We start from the raw sequence: 20,011 nt of genomic DNA, 5'->3' as shown, positions 1-20,011 counted from the left end.
CCTATAGAAGCGCCTCTTTGTTTAGAAGCACCTTTTGTAAATAAGTGTCTTTTTATCTAGACATTAAGTCAATCTATCGAGCCTAAGCCAAAGCAGCAAACGCTAACATGTCATATCAGACTGAATAAATTGGAGATGACATGAGTATCCACATGGATAAAAACCGCGTAACGCCCGTTACATTACAAAAAATGAAAGGTAAAACCCCCATAGTTGCTCTCACCGCCTATGAAAAGCCGATGGCAGAACTGATCGATCCCCATGTGGATATGATTATCGTCGGCGACTCCGTCGGCATGGTGGTTTATGGGCAAGACTCTACACTCGGGGTTACCTTAGAAATGATGATTAATCATGGTCTTGCTGTCACTCGCGGCGCAGCACATGCCTGCGTTATTATCGATATGCCCTTTGGGAGTTATCAAGTATCGCCTCAGCAAGCCTTCAGACATGCCAGCCAAGTATTAATACGCACAGGCGCGCAGGCGGTAAAACTCGAGGGTAGCGCAGAGATGCTCGACACCACTCGTTTTTTAACCCAGCGAGGGATCCCTGTGATGCCACACATAGGATTAATGCCGCAACACGTGAATCAATTGGGTGGATTTAAAACCCAAGCAAGGGATGCCGCCGCCATCGAAGCCCTCGTTAGTTTAGCGAAAGACTTTGAGCAAGCAGGCGCTTTTAGCATACTGATTGAAGGCACATCCGAGCTCGCGGCGCGCACAGTTACGGCAGGAGTCTCAATCCCAGTCATAGGCATTGGCGCCTCACCCGCCTGCGATGGTCAAGTGCTCGTGACTGAGGATATCTTAGGCTTATTTTCTGACTACACGCCTAAATTTGCTAAACGCTATATCGACTTAGGATCATTGATCACTAAGGCCTGCGCCCAATATGCCCAAGAAGTGAGGACGGGTGAGTTTCCAGCATCGGAGCATTGCTTTGGCCTCAGCAAAACGACCAAAGTTACAGCGGATTAATTGTCTAAAGCGAAATGTTCCAGCAATCGAATAAACGATAAATCGAAATTTACAACTAATTGAGTCTACCGACTTGCTTTTTATAGGGGGGCGTTGCTTTAATAAAACTATTAAAACAATAAATTGAGTCTGAAGATTGCCTACATCAACTGCATTAGTCTTAGGCGGTGGCGGCGCTAGGGCGGCCTACCAAGTCGGCGTGTTAAAAGCACTGGTCCAGCTTTATCCACGCAATCATGGTATTCCCTTTAAAATTATTTGCGGAACCTCTGCGGGTGCCATCAATGGCACCGCTATCGCTACCCATGCCTCTTGCTTTCACCTTGGTGTCAGAAAACTCGAATGGGTTTGGCGTCACTTTGAAACTCGAAAAGTCTACCGAGCTTCGATCACAGGCGTTCTCAGCCATCTAACGAAAATGGCCCTCAAAGGCATGCAAGATGATAAGGTCAATACCGATGCAGGCAGTCTGCTCGATAATGATCCGCTAAGAGGCTTACTCAATGAGCTTATCGACTTTAAACGTATCGACCGTAATATCCGTAATGGCTCACTGACGGCACTGAGTGTGGATGCCTCTTGTTATAATAACTCTCGCTCAGTGACCTTTTTCCAAGCCGCGAAAGAAATCGAAAACTGGACCCGTGCCCGTCGCAGTGGCGAACGTATCATGCTCAATACCGAGCACCTACTCGCCAGTTCGGCAATCCCTATGGTATTTCCATCCATTAAACTCAACCAAGCCTATTATGGTGATGGTTCAGTCCATCAGCTAGCACCGCTCTCAAGCCCTATTCATTTAGGCGCCGAAAAACTCTTAGTCATTAACTTAGAGAGCCCGCACAAGCACTTTCCTATGGAACTAGAATATCACCCAAAAACAGCGACAATAGCGGGTCATCTGCTCGATACCATCTTTTCAGATACCTTAAATAGCGACCTTGAGAGACTAGAAAGGATCAATAACACTTTAAGCCTGATTCCTGAGTCAAGCCGTAACAAACTCGCCTTGCATCCGATTAAAGCCCTAGTCATCAAACCTAGCGAAGATCTCAGCAAAATTGCTGCCCGCTTCTATGATGACATGCCATGGGCCGTTAAAACCTTACTCGGCTTCATCGGTATAGACAGGCAATCAGACTCAAGTATTGTGTCCTACCTACTCTTCGAAAAAACGTATACCAGCGCTTTAATCGACTTAGGCTATAAAGATGCCATGGAAAAAATCGATGAACTTAAAGATTTCTTTTGCTTAAAATAAGCTAACGACTTAATCAGTTTCTTCACTAAAAATCATGCAAAATGGATAATATTAGTGCCGAAATTCAAACTTTCGCATGAGGAAGAAGATGGATTTAACATTGATAATTTTGTTTGCATCGCTTACTATGCTGTACTAGATTATCAAAAAATCATGCACATTTTTTCAAAAAGGGAATCACGATGAAAAAAACTTCACTAGCACTTATCGTTGCAATCACAGCATTCAGCTCTATGGCTGCAAATGCAGTTGAAGGCGAAGCTGCAGGTACTGGTACTGCTGCAAGCACTAGTACTGGTGTTATCGTTGCTGGTAGCGTAGCTGCTGCTGCTGCAATTGCTGGCGCAGTTGTTATCTCTAACAGTTCTGATGGTAACCCAATTACCAACACAGGTACTGGCACAGGTACAACTACAGGCACTGGTAACTAAGCTATTGTTAGTATGCTTTTAAACAGCCGCCTTATGGGCGGTTGTTTTTTTTGAGTGTTTACAAAGTTAATTTCATAACTTGAAATCTGTCTGATACCTCTTTAAATTCGCTATTTAATCCTAATTGAGAATAAGCAACTCGGATGCGTATATATAAAAAATTACTGTCACTACTGACAATCTCGATTGTGTTAGTAAACACAACCGCTTGTAGCCAAAGAATCAGCGCACTTAACGATACTTTGAAGTTAGCCTTTATCGGTGACAAAGATACTCAATTGTCGGAACAGCAAGTTAATAATATCCCCTATGCCAGTATCTATGCTCGAATCGATGGTATACCTCAAGCGTTCATTGTACTTGCACTTGCAGAGCCTAAGTTCACCTTAACGCTGCCACCGACTCCTGCAATAACAGAGTTAAAATGGCTCTCTGCAGATAAAGCCATGTTAGTAACAATAAATGGACGATTGGTTAGGACGAGCAACCTATTAACAGGTGATTTAATTGCAGTAGAAAGCAATGAGCCAGATCCTATACTCTTAGGCTTACATTTAGATAGCACTCCCAAAACATGGACTCGAACGATTGATTGGCAACCCGGATATCACTTTGGCTACCGCGTAAATTCACATTTTAGTTTTATTGCTAAAGAAAACATTCTCATCAACGATACTCCAACCCAAGCGCTACATTACCTTGAATCAGTTTCGGTAGATAATCTCAATATTCAGTATCAAAATGAATTTTGGCTCATACCAGAAACAGGTCATGTGATTAAGAGTCGTCAAAAAATTGCTCCAAATCAGCCTTTTATCGAAATTACATTACTCAAGCCATTTGCGTCTTAGTGGAGTCCCAATGAGATCCTATTTAATGCCCTTAGGGCTACTGCTCAGTTCTGTTTTAGCGACAGTAGCTCAGGCTGAAACCCAATTGTTAGTTACAACGTCGTCAAACCAAGATGCACAAGTTGAATTACTTTATCCAACATCGATTCGTCTTGATAAAGTAGTACTGGACGGCTTACCACAACTTCAAATACATAATAAAAACAATCATAAAGAGATAACCCCTATTTATTGGTTGGGTGCAGCACTACTCGATATCCAAAACACTGCCGCTTTAGAAGCTAAGCGCAAAGAAACCCTGTCCCAACTAGCACAAATGGGTCAAGCTGCAGATGACAGTATCTATACAGCAAAGCTTGCAAAACTTGCGCAGTTTTTACGACAAATCAAGCTTGGACAGCGCGTAATGCAGCCATTACATCCTGATCTAATTAGGATAAATGACTCATACAACCCTCTAATTGATGGCCGTTTCGAACTTATCTTACCTCAGAGACCTACGACAGTACTTGTCATGGGTGCAGTAGCTAAAGCGGGAAGTTTTGAATGGCAAGTCAATAAAAATAGTAAAGACTATTTAGCGAAAGCGATTCCATTAGAAAACGCTGATAATAGCTTCGTATGGATAGTTCAACCAGATGGTAAAGCACTAAAACAACCAATAGCCTATTGGAATGCTCAAGCGCAAGATATTGCTCCAGGAGCTGTGCTTTATGTTGAATTTTCAGACTTAGTAGAAGACTACAGCACATTGAACGCCAATATTATTGAATTATTAAGGAATCGGGCTCTGTAATGAATAACGCTACCCATTCTAATCTTACGTTAAGTAAACTTTCAGCTATTGCTCTGGCTCTTTTCCCTTTATTCCATGTCCAAGCCGATGAATTTAGCTATCCTCCACTCTTAGCCTCACAATCGGACTTTGGTGGTGTAGGATTAATGCAAATGCCTACAGGACGTATGGCTCCTGAGGGTGAGTTTAATTTTGCAACAACTTATAACTCTGAATACCAGCATTTTTCAGCTTCAGTGCAATTATTCCCTTGGTTTGAAACTACGGTTCGTTATACCCAAGTACAAGATCTACTCTACAGTAACGATCCGAGTTTCAGCGGTAACACCAAGTACACTGATAAAGGTATCGATTTTAAAGTCCGTCTAGTGGAAGAAAGTTACTGGTTACCAGAAACTTCTATTGGTATAAGAGATTTTGGCGGTACAGGCTTATTTGATGGCGAGTTTATTGCGGCCACTAAACGTGTTGGTCCAGTCGACTTTACCTTAGGGATAGGCTGGGGCTATATAGGAAATAGCGGTAACCTGACTTCGGATAAAAAAGATCTTAATGATAATTGTGATCGAGACACATCTTTTGGAGGAAAAGGTGGAACTGTCGACTACCAACGTTGGTTTAAAGGCTGTGCGGCATTATATGGCGGTATTGAATATCAAACGCCGTGGGAACCTTTACGAGTAAAAGTAGAATATGATGGAAATGATTATCTAGCAGATTTCCCCGTCACTGGTGGTGGCGTCGATATGTCACAAGACAGTAAATTTAACTATGGCTTACTCTACCGAGCAACAAGCTGGAGTGATTTCCACCTAAGCTATGAGCGTGGTAATACTTGGACGTTAGGTGTTAGCCTGCAAACTAACTTCAATGACTTACGACAAATTAAACGTGATACTCCTGCAGAGAAATATAAACCTATAGCAGCAGTACCTATGTCGGGTAAAAGAGTAACGCATGACGGTACAGAAGAAACAGCACAATCCTCTACCGATACGGCTATTTCAACGGTAACAACTCAGCCATTAGTAACAACTGAGTCATCAAAGTCAGAACCGGTTACAAACACGACTATCCACGCTGAAATGCCCAGCCAAACTGATTGGGACAGAGTAGCGACTGAGCTTAGTACTATCGCTGGTTACGACAATCCAAAAATCTATCTTGATAATCACATCGTGACCGTGGTTGCAGATCAAGTAAAGTATATGGACCGTAAAGAAGCCCACCATAGAGCGGCGACGATACTGGCAAATAACACGAACAAGCAGATAATTACTGAATATCGTCTTATTGAAACCCGTTATAAGCAGCCGATAACAGAGACACATATCGACGCTGATAAATTCGCTCAAGTAGCTACCTATGGTTATATCAATGCAGATATGGCGGATAGCACAGAAATCAGTGTACCAAGGTCGCCTCAAGGAACATTAGTAACCCAATCCCATGAGGATTGGTTGGATAAATTAAGTTTTGATATTGCCCCCACTATGGTGCAATCCTTCGGTGGTTCAGAAGGTTTCTATATGTTCAACATAGGTGTTACTGGCAGTGCAGCGTATCGATTTAATGATCGCTTGGAACTTTCGGGATCACTTTATTTGAATCTCTATGATAACTACGATAAATTTTTGTACGATGTTCCACCTGATGGTACCGACTTAAAACGCGTAAGAACGCTTATTCGTCAATATGTCCATGACTCAACGGTCAGAGCGACTAACTTACAGCTAACTTGGATGGATAATCTGAGCGATAACATCTCCTATCAAGCCTATGGTGGTTATTTAGAGATGATGTATGGCGGAGTAGGTACCGAATTCCTTTATCGACCGCTAAACAGTGAATGGGCATTCGGTTTTGATGTTAACTATGCGAAACAAAGAGATCCTGACAGCATGTTTGGTTTCTTCGAGGATGAAAATCAGTTTGACCCACTGACCAATCGCGCCTATCGAGTGCAGACAGGCGTAGTGACAGGACATGCGACCGCTTATTACCAGCCAAAGTGGTTCCCGAATACCTTGCTAAAAGTCAGTGCAGGCCAATATCTTACCGAGGACAAAGGCATAACTGTCGATTTCTCAAAACAGTTTGATAGTGGCGTTATCGTCGGTGCATTTGCGACTAAGACTAACTTGTCGGCAGAAGAATACGGTGAAGGTAGCTTTACCAAGGGATTCTATATTTCGATCCCATTCGATTTAATGACAATTAGACCGACTCAAAGCCGTGGCTTCCTCTCTTGGATGCCGTTGACCCGTGACGGTGGCCAAATGCTTGGTCGTAAATACAACTTATTTGATATGACTGATGCGCGGTCACCTTGGTATACCAGACCCAGTGTAGACCCCATTAAATAGTTAGTACGCAGCTAAACCTCAAAACGGGCAAGATAATTCTTGCCCGTTTTGTTTTCTGCCATTAGGACTAACTTACAATAGTAAAATCTGCACTGCCAAATTAGCTCACGACTCTATTGGCCATTTATTTAATACAAGTAGTGATTAGCTTTATGAGGGTGTGCTGGCGATGCTATCTCTAGCGGATAAAATCGGTGCGGCGATTAATGGCCAATCAATGGCAAACTCAGCACTGTTCCAAGCTAAAACGCTTTCATCTTCAGGATCATAATATTGAGTACATTGATAAATAACATCAGCATAATCACTAAGAACATAAAAACCGTGCGCAAAGCCCGATGGGATCCACATTTGCAGATGATTCTCTGCCGATAGCACTCGCCCAACCCATTTTCCATAGCTGGCCGAGTCGGCCCGTATATCAACGGCTACATCAAAGATGCTCCCTGCACAGACTCGCACCAATTTACCTTGTGGCTTACGCTGTTGAAAATGCAATCCACGCAGGACATTGTATTGCGAACGACTCTGGTTTTCCTGCACAAATACGGGAGGCTCAAATCCTCTTGCAGTAAAACAAGCATCAAAATAGGATTGCCTGAACGTTTCCTTAAAAAAACCACGCTCATCACCAAATACTTGGGGTTCAAACACCAATACTTCGGCTAATTCTGTTTCGCTATATTTCATCCAATACCTGCTTATAGAGTCATGCACGAAACAGCGAAATAGTAGGGTATAAAAAGGATCAATATATCCCGAATCTCAGCTTGCATCAGAGTGGCCAAAGGGTAATAAATCATTGGTTTATCATAAATGGGCAGTAATTGCTTACAGACAACCAGCGTCATAGGATAAAGACGCGAGCCAGTACCGCCCGCCAGTAAAATGCCTTTTCTCATTGAAATATTTAGGATTGATAAGCCATGTTGAAGTGCCAAGATTGTAGCATACAAAATGTCGCGAGCAGGAAGAACGGATAACAGGGCTGCTGGCTGTTAATGCAGGAAAAACAACGCAACAGAATATTAAACCGCAAAAGCCAATACCATTTTGGCTCAGTAAGATTTCAATTCGTCTGTTACTTAATAAACATATAAGAAGACGCTAACCTATCTCAACCCTTACTACTTTCAGGGATCAGCATCTCAATACGTAACCCCTGATTAGGCGCTGAAAAGAGTGACACATTACCGTTCAGCTTTTGTGTGATCAGATTATAAATAATCGACATCCCCAAACCTGTTCCACCACTCTGCCTTGCGGTGGTGAAAAAAGGCTCGAATGCTTTGGCTTTCACTTCATCGGACATGCCTACGCCATTATCTTCATAAATCATCTTGATCTGCGAAGCCACTTTTTCAACCACTATCACAATTTGCTTATCACCGACAAAATCATCGGGAAAAGCATGGCGAAAACTGTTCGCGACTAAGTTAGTGAAAATTTGTGCGATCGCACCGGGGTAAGAATCAATAAAAATATTATCGTCAAGTTCAACTTTTAAAGTGATATTTTTCTTACGCATCAAGGGTTTTAATGAACTAAATATTTGAAAAATATAATTCTTCAGATTAAAGCGCTCGCGTTCCAGTATCGATTGGTCTGCAGCAGTACGCTTAAAATTATGCACCAGTTCTGCAGCGCGGGAAAGATTACGCTCAATTAAGCATAAACCATCCTGCATTGTATTGATAAAGCTGACAAATTTATCCTCATCAAGCTCATTTTTCTCAAAGAGTCCTTTCAATAGGGATAACTCATCCAAACAATGGGTCACGGATGTGACAGCTATGCCAAGGGGGGTGTTCACTTCATGGGCAACACCGGCGACTAAGCTGCCTAAGGCCGCCATTTTTTCATTTTCAATTAAGTGCTTTTGGGTTGATTTTAAAGTCGATAATGCCGTTTCAAGCTCTGCGGTGCGCAGCTCAACTTTATGCTCAAGATCGGTATTAATGAGCTTGAGCTGTTGCTGATATTCAATGATCTCTTTAGCACTCATGGCTCGACCAAAAAGGTCGGCGAGTGCCGAGGCAAAGGCCTTCTCATCCCGAGTCCATTCCCTCGCCTCGCCCTGATGTTCAGAACAAATAATCCCCACCATTTTGCCGTGGTGACGAATAGGACTATCCAACAAAGAGCTGATCTGATTCGGTTTCAGATAGGTTTCGACAAATTCTTTAGTGGCGGGATCCGTTTGCGCCTTATTGGCGACAATTGTGCGCTCATTGTCGAGCAGGCTAAAGTAGTGGGGAAACTGCGCGCGACTGAGCACTAACGCTTCTTGCGGCTGTTGATTGTCGAGTGAATAATAACAAGTGATGCTCTGATTATCCGGACTCAACAACCAAATGCCCGCCCGAGAGATCAGTAATCCCTTACAAATTGAGCTCACGATAAGTTGTGATGCTTGAATGAGATCACCCTCATCAATAACCTGAGACTTACTGACATCAAATAAAATTCGATCAAGCATTCGGGTCATAGCGGCTCGTCCGGAATATGAATATGTAGGGAGGCAAACACATCTAACAAATCAAGGCTGGCTTCACATAACATGGGATCAAACTGTTTACCAGATTGCGCTAAGATGTACTCGCGCACCGCCTCAACAGACCAAGCCTCTTTGTAACTTCGCTTGGAAAGCAAAGCATCAATTACATCAACAATCGCCATCAGGCGGCCTTCAATAGGAATGTCTTCCTGCGATAGCCCACGGGGATAACCTTGCCCATCCCAACGTTCATGATGAGTATAAGCAATTCTAGCGCCCATTTTGGCAATGATACGATTTGAGCCAACCAACAAGTTATAACCCTTCTCTGCGTGGGTTTGCATAATCGCCCATTCCTCGGCATCGAGTTTACCGGGCTTATGCAAAATACTCTCAGGGATACCGATTTTGCCTACATCATGAAGAGGCGCCGCATAACGAATGGTTTCGATAAAGTCTGCCTTCATACCAATGGCAATCGCGAGCATTTCTGTCATGCGCGCTACGCGGCGCACATGGGCTCCAGTCTCCTTACTGCGCTGCTCAATGGCATCTCCAATGATTAAAATTAGCTCCCTTTGTGTCTGCTGCACATTTTCGCGGCCCGACAAGTTCTCAAAGGTTAAGCTCACATTTGCCGCAAATAGCTCAAGAATGCTAACTTGAAAATCCGTTAACTTAGTGTTGTGTTGTAAATAGAGAATACTGGTGACATGACCACTAAGCTCATAAAATCCAACATAAATATTGTCACGGATCAGCGAAGTTTTTAGCGCTATCGCTTCAATAATATGTTCACGCACATCCCCTGGAAGAGTCTCAACGCTGCCACCTTCAAAGTAACTGATCATATCTCCCGTGGCAGCCAGCAAATTCATTTGAGTATCGAGGTAAAGGTCTTGATGATAACTCGTGAGATAAAGAGCCGAGCTTTCAAGATTGAGCAGCTGCAAGGTCTGTTCGAGCACTGCACTACCAAAGTTATGCAATGTATGGCTCTTAAGTACAGAGGTGGAAGCTGCAATCACTTTTTCCATCCCCTTTTGGCTTTGCTCGATAATTTTTATATCGCGATAGGAGCGCAATGAGGTGTACACACAAGACTTAAGCCGAGCCGCGGTGAGCTCTGTTTTGGCTTTATAATCGTTAATATCAAAATCCCGAATGACTTGCTCTTCAGGTGCTTGCCCCGGCTGACCCGTACGTAAAATGATGCGGGTACTGTGGTTATTTAATTCAGTGCGAATTTTTTGGACTAGCTCTAAACCTGCATGATCGGTTTCCATGACGACATCAATAAAGGCCAAGGCGATATCTGATTCAGTTTGAAATAATGTTAAACCTTCAGCAGCGCTGTAACAGGAGTAGAACTGCAAGACTCGATTATCTAAGGTCAGATTTTTTAACGCAAATCGAGTGACATCATGGATCCCAGGTTCATCATCAATAATGGCCACCTTCCAAATGCCTTGTTTAGGCTTATGGGATGTATCTTCGATAACATCAGCACTTTTCTTAAATAACGCCACAAAACCACCGTTTACGATGAATAGTTACGTTTTAGTATAGATTCAATCTTGAAAGTGACTAGTTTCAAAGGATAAATTATCATCCCGTTGATTACCGCTTAAGACTAACAACTAACATCCTGGCCACTTAAAATCCACACAAAAACAACTTAAGTTATTGTTATAAAAATAGAAATAGAAATAGCAAAAGTTAGCCTAACCTAGTCTTGGCGGGTATGATGAGTGAACTTAATGCATAATTCCCAAAATTTCTATTGGAGCTACTATGAAAAAATCACTATGTTACATCGCACTGCTGGCTTTATTCACCACGGCTTGCTCAGAAGCCCCAAAAGAAGAAACGGCAGTCAATACAGCCCAAGCTCAAACAGAAGCGGCAAAATCCGTCCCAGTAGGTGATAACAGCCAAAACTCGCTCGATTGGGCTGGTAGTTATGAAGGCGTATTGCCTTGCGCCAGTTGTGAAGGAATGCAAACCCTAATCACTTTGCAAGCTGATAATAGCTTTGTCCAAGAAACAGTTTATTTAGGTAAAGATGAAAAGATTTTAAAACTGATGGGCAAAGTGACATGGGACGAACTGGGCCAGAAAATCACCCTAGAAGATGGTACACAATATTTGGTCGGTGAGAATCAGTTGATCATGTTAGACACTGAAGGCAAACGGATCACTGGCGAACTTGCTGCAAATTATGTGCTGAAAAAGAAAGGTCTATAAAAGCAGAACTGGCAACTAGCACTAAACTGCGGTACTAGATTATGAATAACGGAGGCTTTGCACTTACCGTAAGAGCAAAGCCTCCGTACCGTTATCCATAAGTCACGCAGAAATGTTCTGCAACCGCAAAGCCATGCTTTAGAAGTTGTGAAGCTAAAAAAGGCGAAACAAACCTTCTTAACCAATAAAGAGGTTATTTTGAATAACAGCATACAACTGATCCGCTATCAAGATTGCCCATCAACGCCATGGAAAAATGGTGGTGGAAGCACTAAACAGCTGCTCATTTCCCCCATCAATGCCGAACTTACTGAATTTGATTATCGGATCAGCATTGCAAGTATTAGCAGCAACGGACCTTTTTCATCATTTATTGGCATAGACAGGCAACTGGTCATTCTGGAAGGTGATGGTGTTGAACTCAGCATCAATAGTCACGAAGGGACAAAACAGATAAATGGCCTTGGAGCAGAAGAAAAGATATCAGGAAATACAGATACAGCTGAGTATAAGCGACTCACACCCACAGATAGCCCATTCTGCTTTGCAGGTGAAACCTCAATAACAAGCCAATTATTAGGCAGTGATGTTATTGATTTCAATGTCATGACCAAACGCGGTGCATTTAAAGCGCATACGCAAAGGCTTAGCTTTGATGACACATTTATCGAAGAACAGATTGCAAACTCAAACAACTATCCAAATGAACTGCAAAAAACTGAATCTTACGTCCCTATCATCCAAATACTTTGCTGCTTAGATACCATGACATGGGAGCACAATGGCAAGGTTATCAAGATCATGCCCTATGATATTCTCGTTTTCCAGCAAGGCAATGGTATAAGGTTAAAAACAACAAGACCAAGTCGACTACTTCAAGTGTCTATTACTGCCTGCAAGTCATAAAGCGAGTGAGTGGTTACGAACTTGCCAAGTAAATCTCAAGTCCGATGTACAACCTCGAGATGACAAAGTTCATTAGTGATACCAATATTGCAAGCCTCTCTCAGCCCTAAGTTACGATGCACCGTAAGAACTAAATTACTTATTATTCTTAAAACCGTGCTTATAAACGAAAAAAGCCAAATCAAATTTGATTTGGCTTTTCAAATACCACAAAAAAACTAAGAAACTAGCGGAACAACTTTATTTTGGCCATCAACAGCACTTAATTTTTTCTTTTGCTGCCACACTAAATCGCATATCCCATCTGTTGGGTTAAAACCTGTTGGTGCTGACAGTAAGATTTCTCGTATAGCTTCATGATTAAACTCATGACAAGCTTTATCTAAGCGATTAAGAATAACTTCTAGCTCTTTCCAAGAAAGATAGCTTTCATTGGCAGTCATAATACGTTCATGCTCAGTGCCAGTAACATCATCACCAATTAGTAATTCTTCGTATAATTTTTCACCAGGACGTAATCCACTAAACTCAATGGCAATATCACCATCCGGATTTAGTTCATCCTTCACTTCAAAACCGCTGAGACGAATCATTTTTGCCGCTAAATCGACAATTTTGACGGATTTACCCATGTCCAATACAAATACATCACCACCTTTACCCATGGCCCCCGCTTGGATAACTAACTGTGAAGCTTCCGGAATTGTCATGAAGAAACGGGTAATTTCACGGTGAGTAACAGTAACTGGCCCCCCATTGGCAATTTGCTTGCGAAATAACGGTACTACAGATCCAGAAGATCCTAATACATTACCAAAGCGAACCATGCAAAAACGCGTTTGATGCGGCTCTTTAGATAACGCTTGAAGTGCCAACTCGGCCATACGCTTAGTCGTGCCCATGATATTAGTTGGTCGTACAGCTTTATCCGTCGAAATCAATACAAAAGTTTCAACCTTTGCTGCAATCGCTGCGCGAGCTGTGTATAAAGTACCAAATATATTATTACGCACACCTTCAACGACGTTATGTTCCACCAATGGTACATGCTTATAGGCGGCAGCGTGGTACACAGTTTGCACTCTAAAAGATTGCATTACCGCTTGAACGCGATTTTCCCGTTGTACCGAACCCATGATCGGTAAAATCTTAACATCAAGTCCTAACTCAAAAGCTGTCGCTGAAAGTTCGCGCTCAATCGTGTACAAGGCAAACTCAGATAATTCAAATAGCACTAATTTTTTAGGTGATTGTTTTAATATCTGTCGACATAACTCAGAACCAATCGAGCCTCCTGCTCCCGTGACCATCACTACTTTATTGCGGATATTGGCAACCATTAAGTCGCAACGGGGAGTAACTGCATCACGTCCTAACAAATCATCGATTTCGACTTCTTTAATATCGCTATAAAGCTTATTACCACTCACCAGATCAGCCATTGCAGGTAAGGTTAATACTTGTACAGCCAAAGGTTCAAGCTTGACTAAAATCTCTTGGCGACGAGAGCGAGAGGCACTTGGCATAGCCAACAACACCTTTGTAGCAGCTTTTTGTGTGATGAGCTTTCTAATAATTGAAGGCGAATGAACATGCACTCCTTGGATGACAGTGCCATGCAAGGTCGCATCGTCATCAACAAATGCAAAGGGATAATACTCATGGCTTTGAACAAGTGAAGTTACCAGTTGGCGACCACTCACACCAGCACCATAAATAATCACAGGTTCACCAACGCGCTTTAGACCAGACCCCACTAACGAGCGCACCATAGCGCGAGTTCCACCGACAAATACCAAGGCAAAAGCAGCGTAAATAATTGGTACAGTACGGGGTAAATTCGCCTCACTGTAATACGCAATTAACACTAACGACACAGTTGATGCAAGCACTCCTACTATAATCGCAGTAAGCGCCTGCAAACCCATATACCTAAGCACAGCTCGGTATAATCCTAACTTTGCAAACACCATGATACTCACGGGCACAACCAAAACAATGAGCAACCAGTATGTGCTATTAGTTAAGACACTCACGGCATCTAACCGCACCAACAAGGCTGCCCAAAATGCGACTAAGAGAAATACCGAATCAATCGCCACACTCACTAAACGTTTATGTGACCGTTTCAAAGAAAATAAACACTGCAAAAATTCCATTTTCCGCTCCAATTTACTCAAAAACTTCATAAATTCCATAATTAACAGCACCGCCTCCATACTCAAGAGGCTCAAACAACAAAGACCAACAATATCACAGCCCTGTTAAAAAATCTCTAACTAAGGATGTTGTCTAAAATATGAGCGGCAGCTTTAACCGTATGCAAAATAACAAGATAGGGATAATCTAGACAAAATAATAGCTTCATGAAAACAACATCAATAATGTTTATAGCGTAGAAAAACACTACCAATCGAATCACTAAACATAAAACTGATAATCAATTACTTTGGTTTAACCGCATCACCACTACCACTCCCCGTAGCCGTCATAATAATGTATTTAAAGTAATCTTTGATGGTTAATGAATCGATCATCTGCTTATCAGTTTCAGCCAATAGTCTAGGCGTAGACATATCAATATTTTGAACTTGGGCTAATCCTGTTACGCCAGGCAAAACATTATAAACTCCCAAAGCATCGCGTTCTGCAATCAGCTCTTCTTGGTTAAATAAATTGGGCCGTGGTCCGACTAAACTCATATCCCCTTTTAACACGTTAATTAGTTGTGGCAATTCATCAATTTTGGTCTTACGTAAAAAACCACCAAACTTAGTGATCGAAGCATTGCTCGCAAGATGGCTCGCAACTGAGATAGTGTCTTTGCTCATAGTACGAAACTTAACCAGACTAAATGGCTTTTTATGTCTACCTACCCGAGTTTGGATAAAAATCGGTGAGCCTGTATCAAACAAACCAATGATGGTAACGATTAATAATATTGGCCATAGGAATAACAAACCAAAGAATGCTGCAAGAAAATCAATTAAACGAATCATGTTCTACCATTATTTAGTTTTTGCTTGAAGAAAAGCTTGCGCTGTTTGTTTGAACCCTTCTTGTAGGGTCTGAGGTGGCTTCCAACCTAAGGTTTCTTTCGTATGAGAAATATCGACCTGCAATGAACCGGTTAATCTATCCACTACATCTGACTTATCAAATAGTTTACCCACTAACTTGTAACACCAAATAGGTATAGGGAGTTGCCATGTAGGCTTATCCAGTGCCTTTGCCATTTCACGAACCATTTCTGAGGTCGAAACATCATGATCATCTGAAACAAGGAATACTTGATTAGCCGCTTTAGGGTGGTCAATACAGGTGATAATTAAATCAACAAGATTAGTAACTGATACCAGACTGCGTTTATTTTGATTTATGCAACCAAATGGCAGCGGAATTCCTTTTGAAGCTAAATTCATTAGTGCAGCGAAATTCGCCTTTACGTCTGGGCCATAAACCAGCGTAGGCCGAATGATAACCACTTCTAAGCCCGTCTCTTTCGATAACTCAATAAGTTGTTGTTCTGCTTCCGCTTTAGATTGACCATAAAAATCTTTTGCTGATAATGAATCTGACTCATAAAAAGGAGATCCCACAGAGGTAGACTCGCCATTCACCTTAATAGAGCTAAGGTAAACAAATCGCTTAATTCCGGCAGCGACACCTTGCCGAGCTAAATTTAACGTGCCTTCCACATTAACTCTACGATACTCTGCAAGCGGATCGGCGACTTCATCATGCATGATATGAGCACGAGCGGCGCAATGAATGATCACATTTATATCACACAAAGTATCTGAATAATCTGTTGCACTGTCAATTTCACCAATAAAATGGCTTACATTAGCCGAAGTATTAACGGATAATTTAACTGTAATACGGCGGCCAAAAGTACGAATTGCCAAGTCTGGCTGTTGCATTAACTGAGTTAAAACTGCGCCACCGACAAAGCCAGTAGCACCGGTTAACATAATCATGTGCCCCCTCAAATTTAAAATAAATTAAATAATAATACAAAAGACAATGCAACTCTGTCGCGTAATCTACGTCTCAGTTTATTAATATGCAAAAGTAAATACAAATTACCTAAATAACCTTTACTTAAGCCATATTTAAAAACTGGCAAGTGCTGTAACTCTAAATGCTCAGCAATTTTGGTAGACTGATTACGATACCACTTATTTTTGATTAACTTTAACCGTCGACTAGCTGCCGCAAAGCTGTTATTAGTACCAACTTGATTATTGGCATGTTGTCGATAATACATCATGGATTCAGGATCGATAAACCAACGATAACCATGACTACGTGCAAAAGCATAAAGTAGCCAGTCATGCAACGTTATATCCTCACCAATTTTCTCATAACGTTCTAGTAACCAAGATTTAAATTGTATGGCTACTTCACGCTTAAAAACATAAGTACAACCGGGACCGGCAGCTTCAAATAAAAAGTCCCACTCACGTTGTGGTTGAGCTTTATCAATCAATACTTCACGGCCATCCTCCCAAAATGCGGTGACATTAGCAGAATAACAATCATAATGCTGCAGCACCTCTATAGCTTTAGCTAATTTACTATCTGGCCATATATCATCCTGATCGCTAAAAGCAATGTAGTCATAACGTGTAAGATCCGTATCTTTCAGCAAGCGGTAAAAGTTTTTACCTGCCCCTCCAAATCGTTGACCATAAGGTAACAAGCTGATATTTGGATATTTATCAGCATAATTGGTACAAATTGCTAAAGTAGAGTCATTACTTAGGTCAACACTAATAACAACATCAACAATCACATTATCTTGGTACAGAGTGGTCTCAAGCTGTTGAATGAGAGCAAGCTCACCATTATATGCAGCTAGCAAGATTAGACATTCGTTTTTAGCCAAGATATCTCCCATAAGATGATTTTACAAATTAAAAATCTTAAGTAATTGAAAATCTTATTTTATAAATCACATTTAATGCCACAAACTAAAAAAATACAATAAATTTTAATTAAATGAAAAAAAACACGATAAAATAAAAAATTGCAGCAGAAGGTTTCAGTTAGCTTTGCATCCGCTCATTAATAATTAAACTTTCATTACAATGAAGTATCCTGAGTAAACAATTTACCCTGTTTATCTTTAGCTGACAATAAAGGTTTGGCGTCAACGGCCCAATCAATAGCTAATGTTTTATCGTTCCAGAGAATCGAAACTTCAGCTAATGGATTATAGTAATCAGTACATTTATAAACGAATTCAGCCTCATCACTGACGACATAAAAACCATGTGCAAAGCCTTCAGGTATCCAAAGCTGACGTTTATTTTCAGCAGATAAATATTCACCAACCCAATAGCCATAAGTAGGTGAGTCTTTACGAATATCAACAGCTACATCGAATACTTCACCAGAAACAACACGAACTAATTTACCCTGCGTATTTTCAGTTTGATAATGTAACCCTCGCAAGATTCCTTTCTTAGATTTAGAGTGATTATCTTGAACAAATCTTGTTGGTTTACCAGTTATAAGTTCTTCAAACTTTTGTTGATTCCAGGTTTCCATAAAGAAACCTCGCTCATCGCCATAAACAGCCGGCTCAATTATTTTTACGTCAGGAATCTTGGTGTCGATGATGTTCATTTTTCTCTCGAGATTTATAAGTGTTAAGTTACGAAGTATTAAATACTGAGTGTTGGGGTTTAATTATAAACTTTGAACTGTTGCCAACAAACACTTAGCACAACCCCTCATAAATAGCCATTCAACTTATTCAATGCCGCTCGCCAATCACTCGCTTGAATACCAAAGTGTTGTAGAATCTTATTACAATCCAATTTAGAATTTGCAGGACGCTTGGCTGGTGTGGGGTATTGATCACTAGTAATGGCTTTAACATGCATTTCTTTATCGAGTAAACCTTGTGACTTACCTTGCTTGAAAATCTCACAAGCAAATAGGTACCAATTTACATGGGGCAAACCCGCGTAGTGATAAATACCAAATGATTGATTACCTTCGCTAACGGCTTTAGCCATGACGATTAATGCATTGGCAATATCACCAGCATACGTGGGGCCACCGAACTGATCTGCTACCACGGCTAATTCGTCCCGAGATTGCGAAAGACGAAGCATGGTTTTAACAAAATTATTGCCAGTTTCGCAAAACACCCAAGCGGTACGCAATATGATATGCCTCGGGCAAGCGGCTGCAACGGCCAATTCACCGGCCAATTTGCTTTTACCGTAAACACCTTGAGGATCAATCGCATCTGTCTCTCGATATTCACCCTCTTTATCACCTGCAAAAACATAGTCAGTGGAAATATGCAGCATAACCGCGCCGACACTATTGGCTGCTTCGGCTAGCCATTGCGGGCCATAGCAGTTGATCGCATAGGAGAGCGCAACTTCCGTTTCTGCTTTATCCACTGCGGTGTGCGCCGCCGCATTGATGATCGCATGGGGTTTAAAGTCATTGACCAACTTGGCGACAGCTGCACCGTCAGTTATATCTAATTGAGCACGATCAACCGCCAAGAATTCAATCTCTGGCATCTGACTCAACTGTTTAACGAGGCAGCTACCCACTTGGCCATTACTACCAGTGACTAATATTTTCATAGTGCTAAATGCTTAATGATGAGTTTTTAATGCTAAGGGGCATAATGATCAATTAGAAAATCGAGGCCGCATTTTGCAGCACCCGAGCAACCAATTCCATTTTACAATTTACGGCTATTGGGCAGCCAATTGTGCAAGATACTGACCATACTCATTTTTCAGCATAAGCTTGGCGAGTTCGCGCAGTCGTTCTTTAGTTAACCAGCCATTGCGATAGGCGATCTCTTCTAAACAAGCAACTTTCAAACCTTGTACATGCTCAATAGTCTGAACAAATGATGATGCCTCGTGCAGACTTTCGTGAGTGCCGGTATCAAGCCAAGCAAAGCCACGACCGAGTAGTTCGACGTTTAGCTCACTCGCATTAAGATACATTTCGTTTAATGTGGTAATTTCTAACTCGCCACGATGAGACGGTTTAACTTGCTTTGCCAGTTGCACCACTTTGTTATCGTAAAAATACAAGCCGGTAACCGCGTAATTGGATTTAGGCTTGGCAGGCTTTTCTTCAATAGAAATGGCTTTCATATCTGCATCAAATTCCACCACACCAAAACGCTCAGGATCTTTCACCTGATAACCAAACACTGTTGCGCCAGATTTACGCGAAACTGCATTTTTGAGTGTTTTGGAAAAAGACTGTCCATAGAAAATGTTATCGCCGAGCACTAAACACACATTCGAATCGCCAATAAATTCTTCACCAATAATAAAGGCTTGCGCTAAACCATCGGGACTAGGTTGAACTGCGTACTCAAGGTTAATACCAAAATCGGAGCCATCGCCTAATAAACGCTTAAAGGCGGCGTTATCTTCGGTTGTGGTGATAATTAAAATATCTCGAATACCCGAAAGCATCAGCGTAGATATCGGATAAAACACCATAGGCTTATCGTAAATCGGCAACAACTGTTTAGACACACCACGGGTTAATGGATATAAGCGAGTGCCAGAGCCACCGGCAAGCACAATACCCTTGGTATTGTGAGTGTTGAGTGTTGAGTGTTGAGTGTTTAATTCCATTATTTTACTTCTTTAGGTTCTGCTGTGCGGTTT

At 41.7% G+C, this 20,011-nt stretch carries 18 protein-coding genes and 1 pseudogene; 8 read left to right on the top strand and 11 right to left on the bottom strand.

Features of this window, described 5'->3' with window-relative positions; genetic code table 11:
- Positions 1-140 precede the first annotated feature (140 nt).
- The 6 genes from panB to HQQ92_RS05970 all read left to right on the top strand — a co-directional run bounded on the left by panB (position 141) and on the right by HQQ92_RS05970 (position 6,688).
- Positions 141-983 (top strand): 3-methyl-2-oxobutanoate hydroxymethyltransferase, encoded by an 843-nt coding sequence (panB, locus tag HQQ92_RS05995; RefSeq protein WP_173243908.1) that lies wholly within the window; start codon positions 141-143, stop codon positions 981-983.
- A gap of 136 nt (positions 984-1,119) precedes the next feature.
- Complete coding sequence (locus tag HQQ92_RS05990; RefSeq protein WP_028761134.1) at positions 1,120-2,244, top strand: patatin-like phospholipase family protein; 1,125 nt, start codon at positions 1,120-1,122, stop codon at positions 2,242-2,244.
- Positions 2,245-2,426: 182 nt separating this feature from the next.
- Positions 2,427-2,675, top strand: coding sequence for a hypothetical protein (locus HQQ92_RS05985; protein WP_173243905.1), 249 nt, complete (start codon positions 2,427-2,429; stop codon positions 2,673-2,675).
- A gap of 143 nt (positions 2,676-2,818) precedes the next feature.
- A complete protein-coding gene (locus tag HQQ92_RS05980; RefSeq protein ID WP_173243902.1) occupies positions 2,819-3,526 on the top strand; it encodes a YjbF family lipoprotein in 708 nt (235 codons plus the stop codon).
- A gap of 10 nt (positions 3,527-3,536) precedes the next feature.
- Positions 3,537-4,322, top strand: coding sequence for a capsule biosynthesis GfcC family protein (locus HQQ92_RS05975; RefSeq protein WP_173243899.1), 786 nt, complete (start codon positions 3,537-3,539; stop codon positions 4,320-4,322).
- Entirely contained in the window at positions 4,322-6,688 is a 2,367-nt protein-coding gene (locus HQQ92_RS05970) for a YjbH domain-containing protein (RefSeq protein ID WP_173243896.1), read from the top strand. Before HQQ92_RS05975 ends, HQQ92_RS05970 begins: the two co-directional genes overlap by 1 nt.
- Before the next feature lie 150 nt (positions 6,689-6,838).
- Here HQQ92_RS05970 and rfbC (HQQ92_RS05965) read toward each other — a convergent pair whose 3' ends face one another.
- The 4 genes and pseudogenes from rfbC (HQQ92_RS05965) to HQQ92_RS05950 form a co-directional block, all read right to left on the bottom strand.
- Entirely contained in the window at positions 6,839-7,378 is a 540-nt protein-coding gene (gene rfbC, locus HQQ92_RS05965; protein WP_173243893.1) for a dTDP-4-dehydrorhamnose 3,5-epimerase, read from the bottom strand.
- A gap of 41 nt (positions 7,379-7,419) precedes the next feature.
- Positions 7,420-7,590, bottom strand: a pseudogene (locus HQQ92_RS05960) (sugar phosphate nucleotidyltransferase); the annotation flags it as partial.
- Between the two features lie 215 nt (positions 7,591-7,805).
- A complete protein-coding gene (locus HQQ92_RS05955; RefSeq protein WP_173243891.1) occupies positions 7,806-9,176 on the bottom strand; it encodes a GAF domain-containing sensor histidine kinase in 1,371 nt (456 codons plus the stop codon).
- Complete coding sequence (locus HQQ92_RS05950) at positions 9,173-10,714, bottom strand: DUF3369 domain-containing protein (RefSeq protein WP_105251973.1); 1,542 nt, start codon at positions 10,712-10,714, stop codon at positions 9,173-9,175. The genes HQQ92_RS05955 and HQQ92_RS05950 overlap by 4 nt, the downstream gene beginning before the upstream one ends.
- Positions 10,715-10,979: 265 nt before the next feature.
- Here HQQ92_RS05950 and HQQ92_RS05945 point away from each other — a divergent pair, with 265 nt between their 5' ends.
- Together HQQ92_RS05945 and HQQ92_RS05940 are read left to right on the top strand one after the other, a co-directional pair.
- The gene (locus HQQ92_RS05945; RefSeq protein WP_173243888.1) at positions 10,980-11,432 is read left to right on the top strand and encodes a copper resistance protein NlpE; all 453 of its coding nucleotides are present in this window, start codon (positions 10,980-10,982) and stop codon (positions 11,430-11,432) included.
- Positions 11,433-11,579: 147 nt separating this feature from the next.
- Positions 11,580-12,338 (top strand): HutD family protein, encoded by a 759-nt coding sequence (locus HQQ92_RS05940; RefSeq protein ID WP_375539957.1) that lies wholly within the window; start codon positions 11,580-11,582, stop codon positions 12,336-12,338.
- Between the two features lie 218 nt (positions 12,339-12,556).
- On the opposite strand, the gene HQQ92_RS05935 is transcribed toward HQQ92_RS05940, so the two are convergent.
- The 7 genes from HQQ92_RS05935 to rfbA all read right to left on the bottom strand — a co-directional run bounded on the left by HQQ92_RS05935 (position 12,557) and on the right by rfbA (position 19,978).
- The gene (locus tag HQQ92_RS05935) at positions 12,557-14,497 is read right to left on the bottom strand and encodes a nucleoside-diphosphate sugar epimerase/dehydratase (RefSeq protein ID WP_173243885.1); all 1,941 of its coding nucleotides are present in this window, start codon (positions 14,495-14,497) and stop codon (positions 12,557-12,559) included.
- Between the two features lie 285 nt (positions 14,498-14,782).
- Complete coding sequence (locus tag HQQ92_RS05930) at positions 14,783-15,337, bottom strand: sugar transferase (RefSeq protein WP_173243882.1); 555 nt, start codon at positions 15,335-15,337, stop codon at positions 14,783-14,785.
- A gap of 9 nt (positions 15,338-15,346) precedes the next feature.
- Positions 15,347-16,318: an SDR family oxidoreductase gene (locus tag HQQ92_RS05925; protein WP_173243878.1), complete on the bottom strand. Its 972-nt coding sequence runs from the start codon at positions 16,316-16,318 to the stop codon at positions 15,347-15,349.
- A gap of 14 nt (positions 16,319-16,332) precedes the next feature.
- A complete protein-coding gene (locus HQQ92_RS05920; protein ID WP_254306302.1) occupies positions 16,333-17,229 on the bottom strand; it encodes a glycosyltransferase in 897 nt (298 codons plus the stop codon).
- A 197-nt stretch (positions 17,230-17,426) separates the two neighbouring features.
- Positions 17,427-17,972, bottom strand: coding sequence for a dTDP-4-dehydrorhamnose 3,5-epimerase (rfbC, locus tag HQQ92_RS05915; protein ID WP_173243873.1), 546 nt, complete (start codon positions 17,970-17,972; stop codon positions 17,427-17,429).
- Positions 17,973-18,079: 107 nt separating this feature from the next.
- Positions 18,080-18,955, bottom strand: coding sequence for a dTDP-4-dehydrorhamnose reductase (gene rfbD / locus HQQ92_RS05910; protein WP_173243870.1), 876 nt, complete (start codon positions 18,953-18,955; stop codon positions 18,080-18,082).
- Between the two features lie 114 nt (positions 18,956-19,069).
- A complete protein-coding gene (rfbA, locus tag HQQ92_RS05905) occupies positions 19,070-19,978 on the bottom strand; it encodes a glucose-1-phosphate thymidylyltransferase RfbA (protein ID WP_173243867.1) in 909 nt (302 codons plus the stop codon).
- Positions 19,979-20,011: the final 33 nt, after the last annotated feature.

Source organism: Shewanella sp. DC2-4, from assembly GCF_013248875.1.
GTDB lineage: Bacteria > Pseudomonadota > Gammaproteobacteria > Enterobacterales > Shewanellaceae > Shewanella > Shewanella oncorhynchi.
This window is presented reverse-complemented; position numbering and strand designations above follow the sequence as displayed.

What these genes read in the sequence shown, in the direction of transcription:
- HQQ92_RS05980 (WP_173243902.1), top strand. Translation starts at nt 2,819, where the DNA reads ATGCGTATATATAAAAAATTACTGTCACTACTGACAATCTCGATTGTG.
- HQQ92_RS05945 (WP_173243888.1), top strand. Translation starts at nt 10,980, where the DNA reads ATGAAAAAATCACTATGTTACATCGCACTGCTGGCTTTATTCACCACG.
- HQQ92_RS05975 (WP_173243899.1), top strand. Translation starts at nt 3,537, where the DNA reads ATGAGATCCTATTTAATGCCCTTAGGGCTACTGCTCAGTTCTGTTTTA.
- HQQ92_RS05970 (WP_173243896.1), top strand. Translation starts at nt 4,322, where the DNA reads ATGAATAACGCTACCCATTCTAATCTTACGTTAAGTAAACTTTCAGCT.
- rfbC (WP_173243873.1), bottom strand. Translation starts at nt 17,972, where the DNA reads ATGAACATCATCGACACCAAGATTCCTGACGTAAAAATAATTGAGCCG.
- HQQ92_RS05935 (WP_173243885.1), bottom strand. Translation starts at nt 14,497, where the DNA reads ATGGAATTTTTGCAGTGTTTATTTTCTTTGAAACGGTCACATAAACGT.
- rfbD (WP_173243870.1), bottom strand. Translation starts at nt 18,955, where the DNA reads ATGAAAATATTAGTCACTGGTAGTAATGGCCAAGTGGGTAGCTGCCTC.
- rfbC (WP_173243893.1), bottom strand. Translation starts at nt 7,378, where the DNA reads ATGAAATATAGCGAAACAGAATTAGCCGAAGTATTGGTGTTTGAACCC.
- HQQ92_RS05930 (WP_173243882.1), bottom strand. Translation starts at nt 15,337, where the DNA reads ATGATTCGTTTAATTGATTTTCTTGCAGCATTCTTTGGTTTGTTATTC.
- HQQ92_RS05985 (WP_173243905.1), top strand. Translation starts at nt 2,427, where the DNA reads ATGAAAAAAACTTCACTAGCACTTATCGTTGCAATCACAGCATTCAGC.
- HQQ92_RS05955 (WP_173243891.1), bottom strand. Translation starts at nt 9,176, where the DNA reads ATGACCCGAATGCTTGATCGAATTTTATTTGATGTCAGTAAGTCTCAG.
- HQQ92_RS05925 (WP_173243878.1), bottom strand. Translation starts at nt 16,318, where the DNA reads ATGATTATGTTAACCGGTGCTACTGGCTTTGTCGGTGGCGCAGTTTTA.
- rfbA (WP_173243867.1), bottom strand. Translation starts at nt 19,978, where the DNA reads ATGGAATTAAACACTCAACACTCAACACTCAACACTCACAATACCAAG.
- panB (WP_173243908.1), top strand. Translation starts at nt 141, where the DNA reads ATGAGTATCCACATGGATAAAAACCGCGTAACGCCCGTTACATTACAA.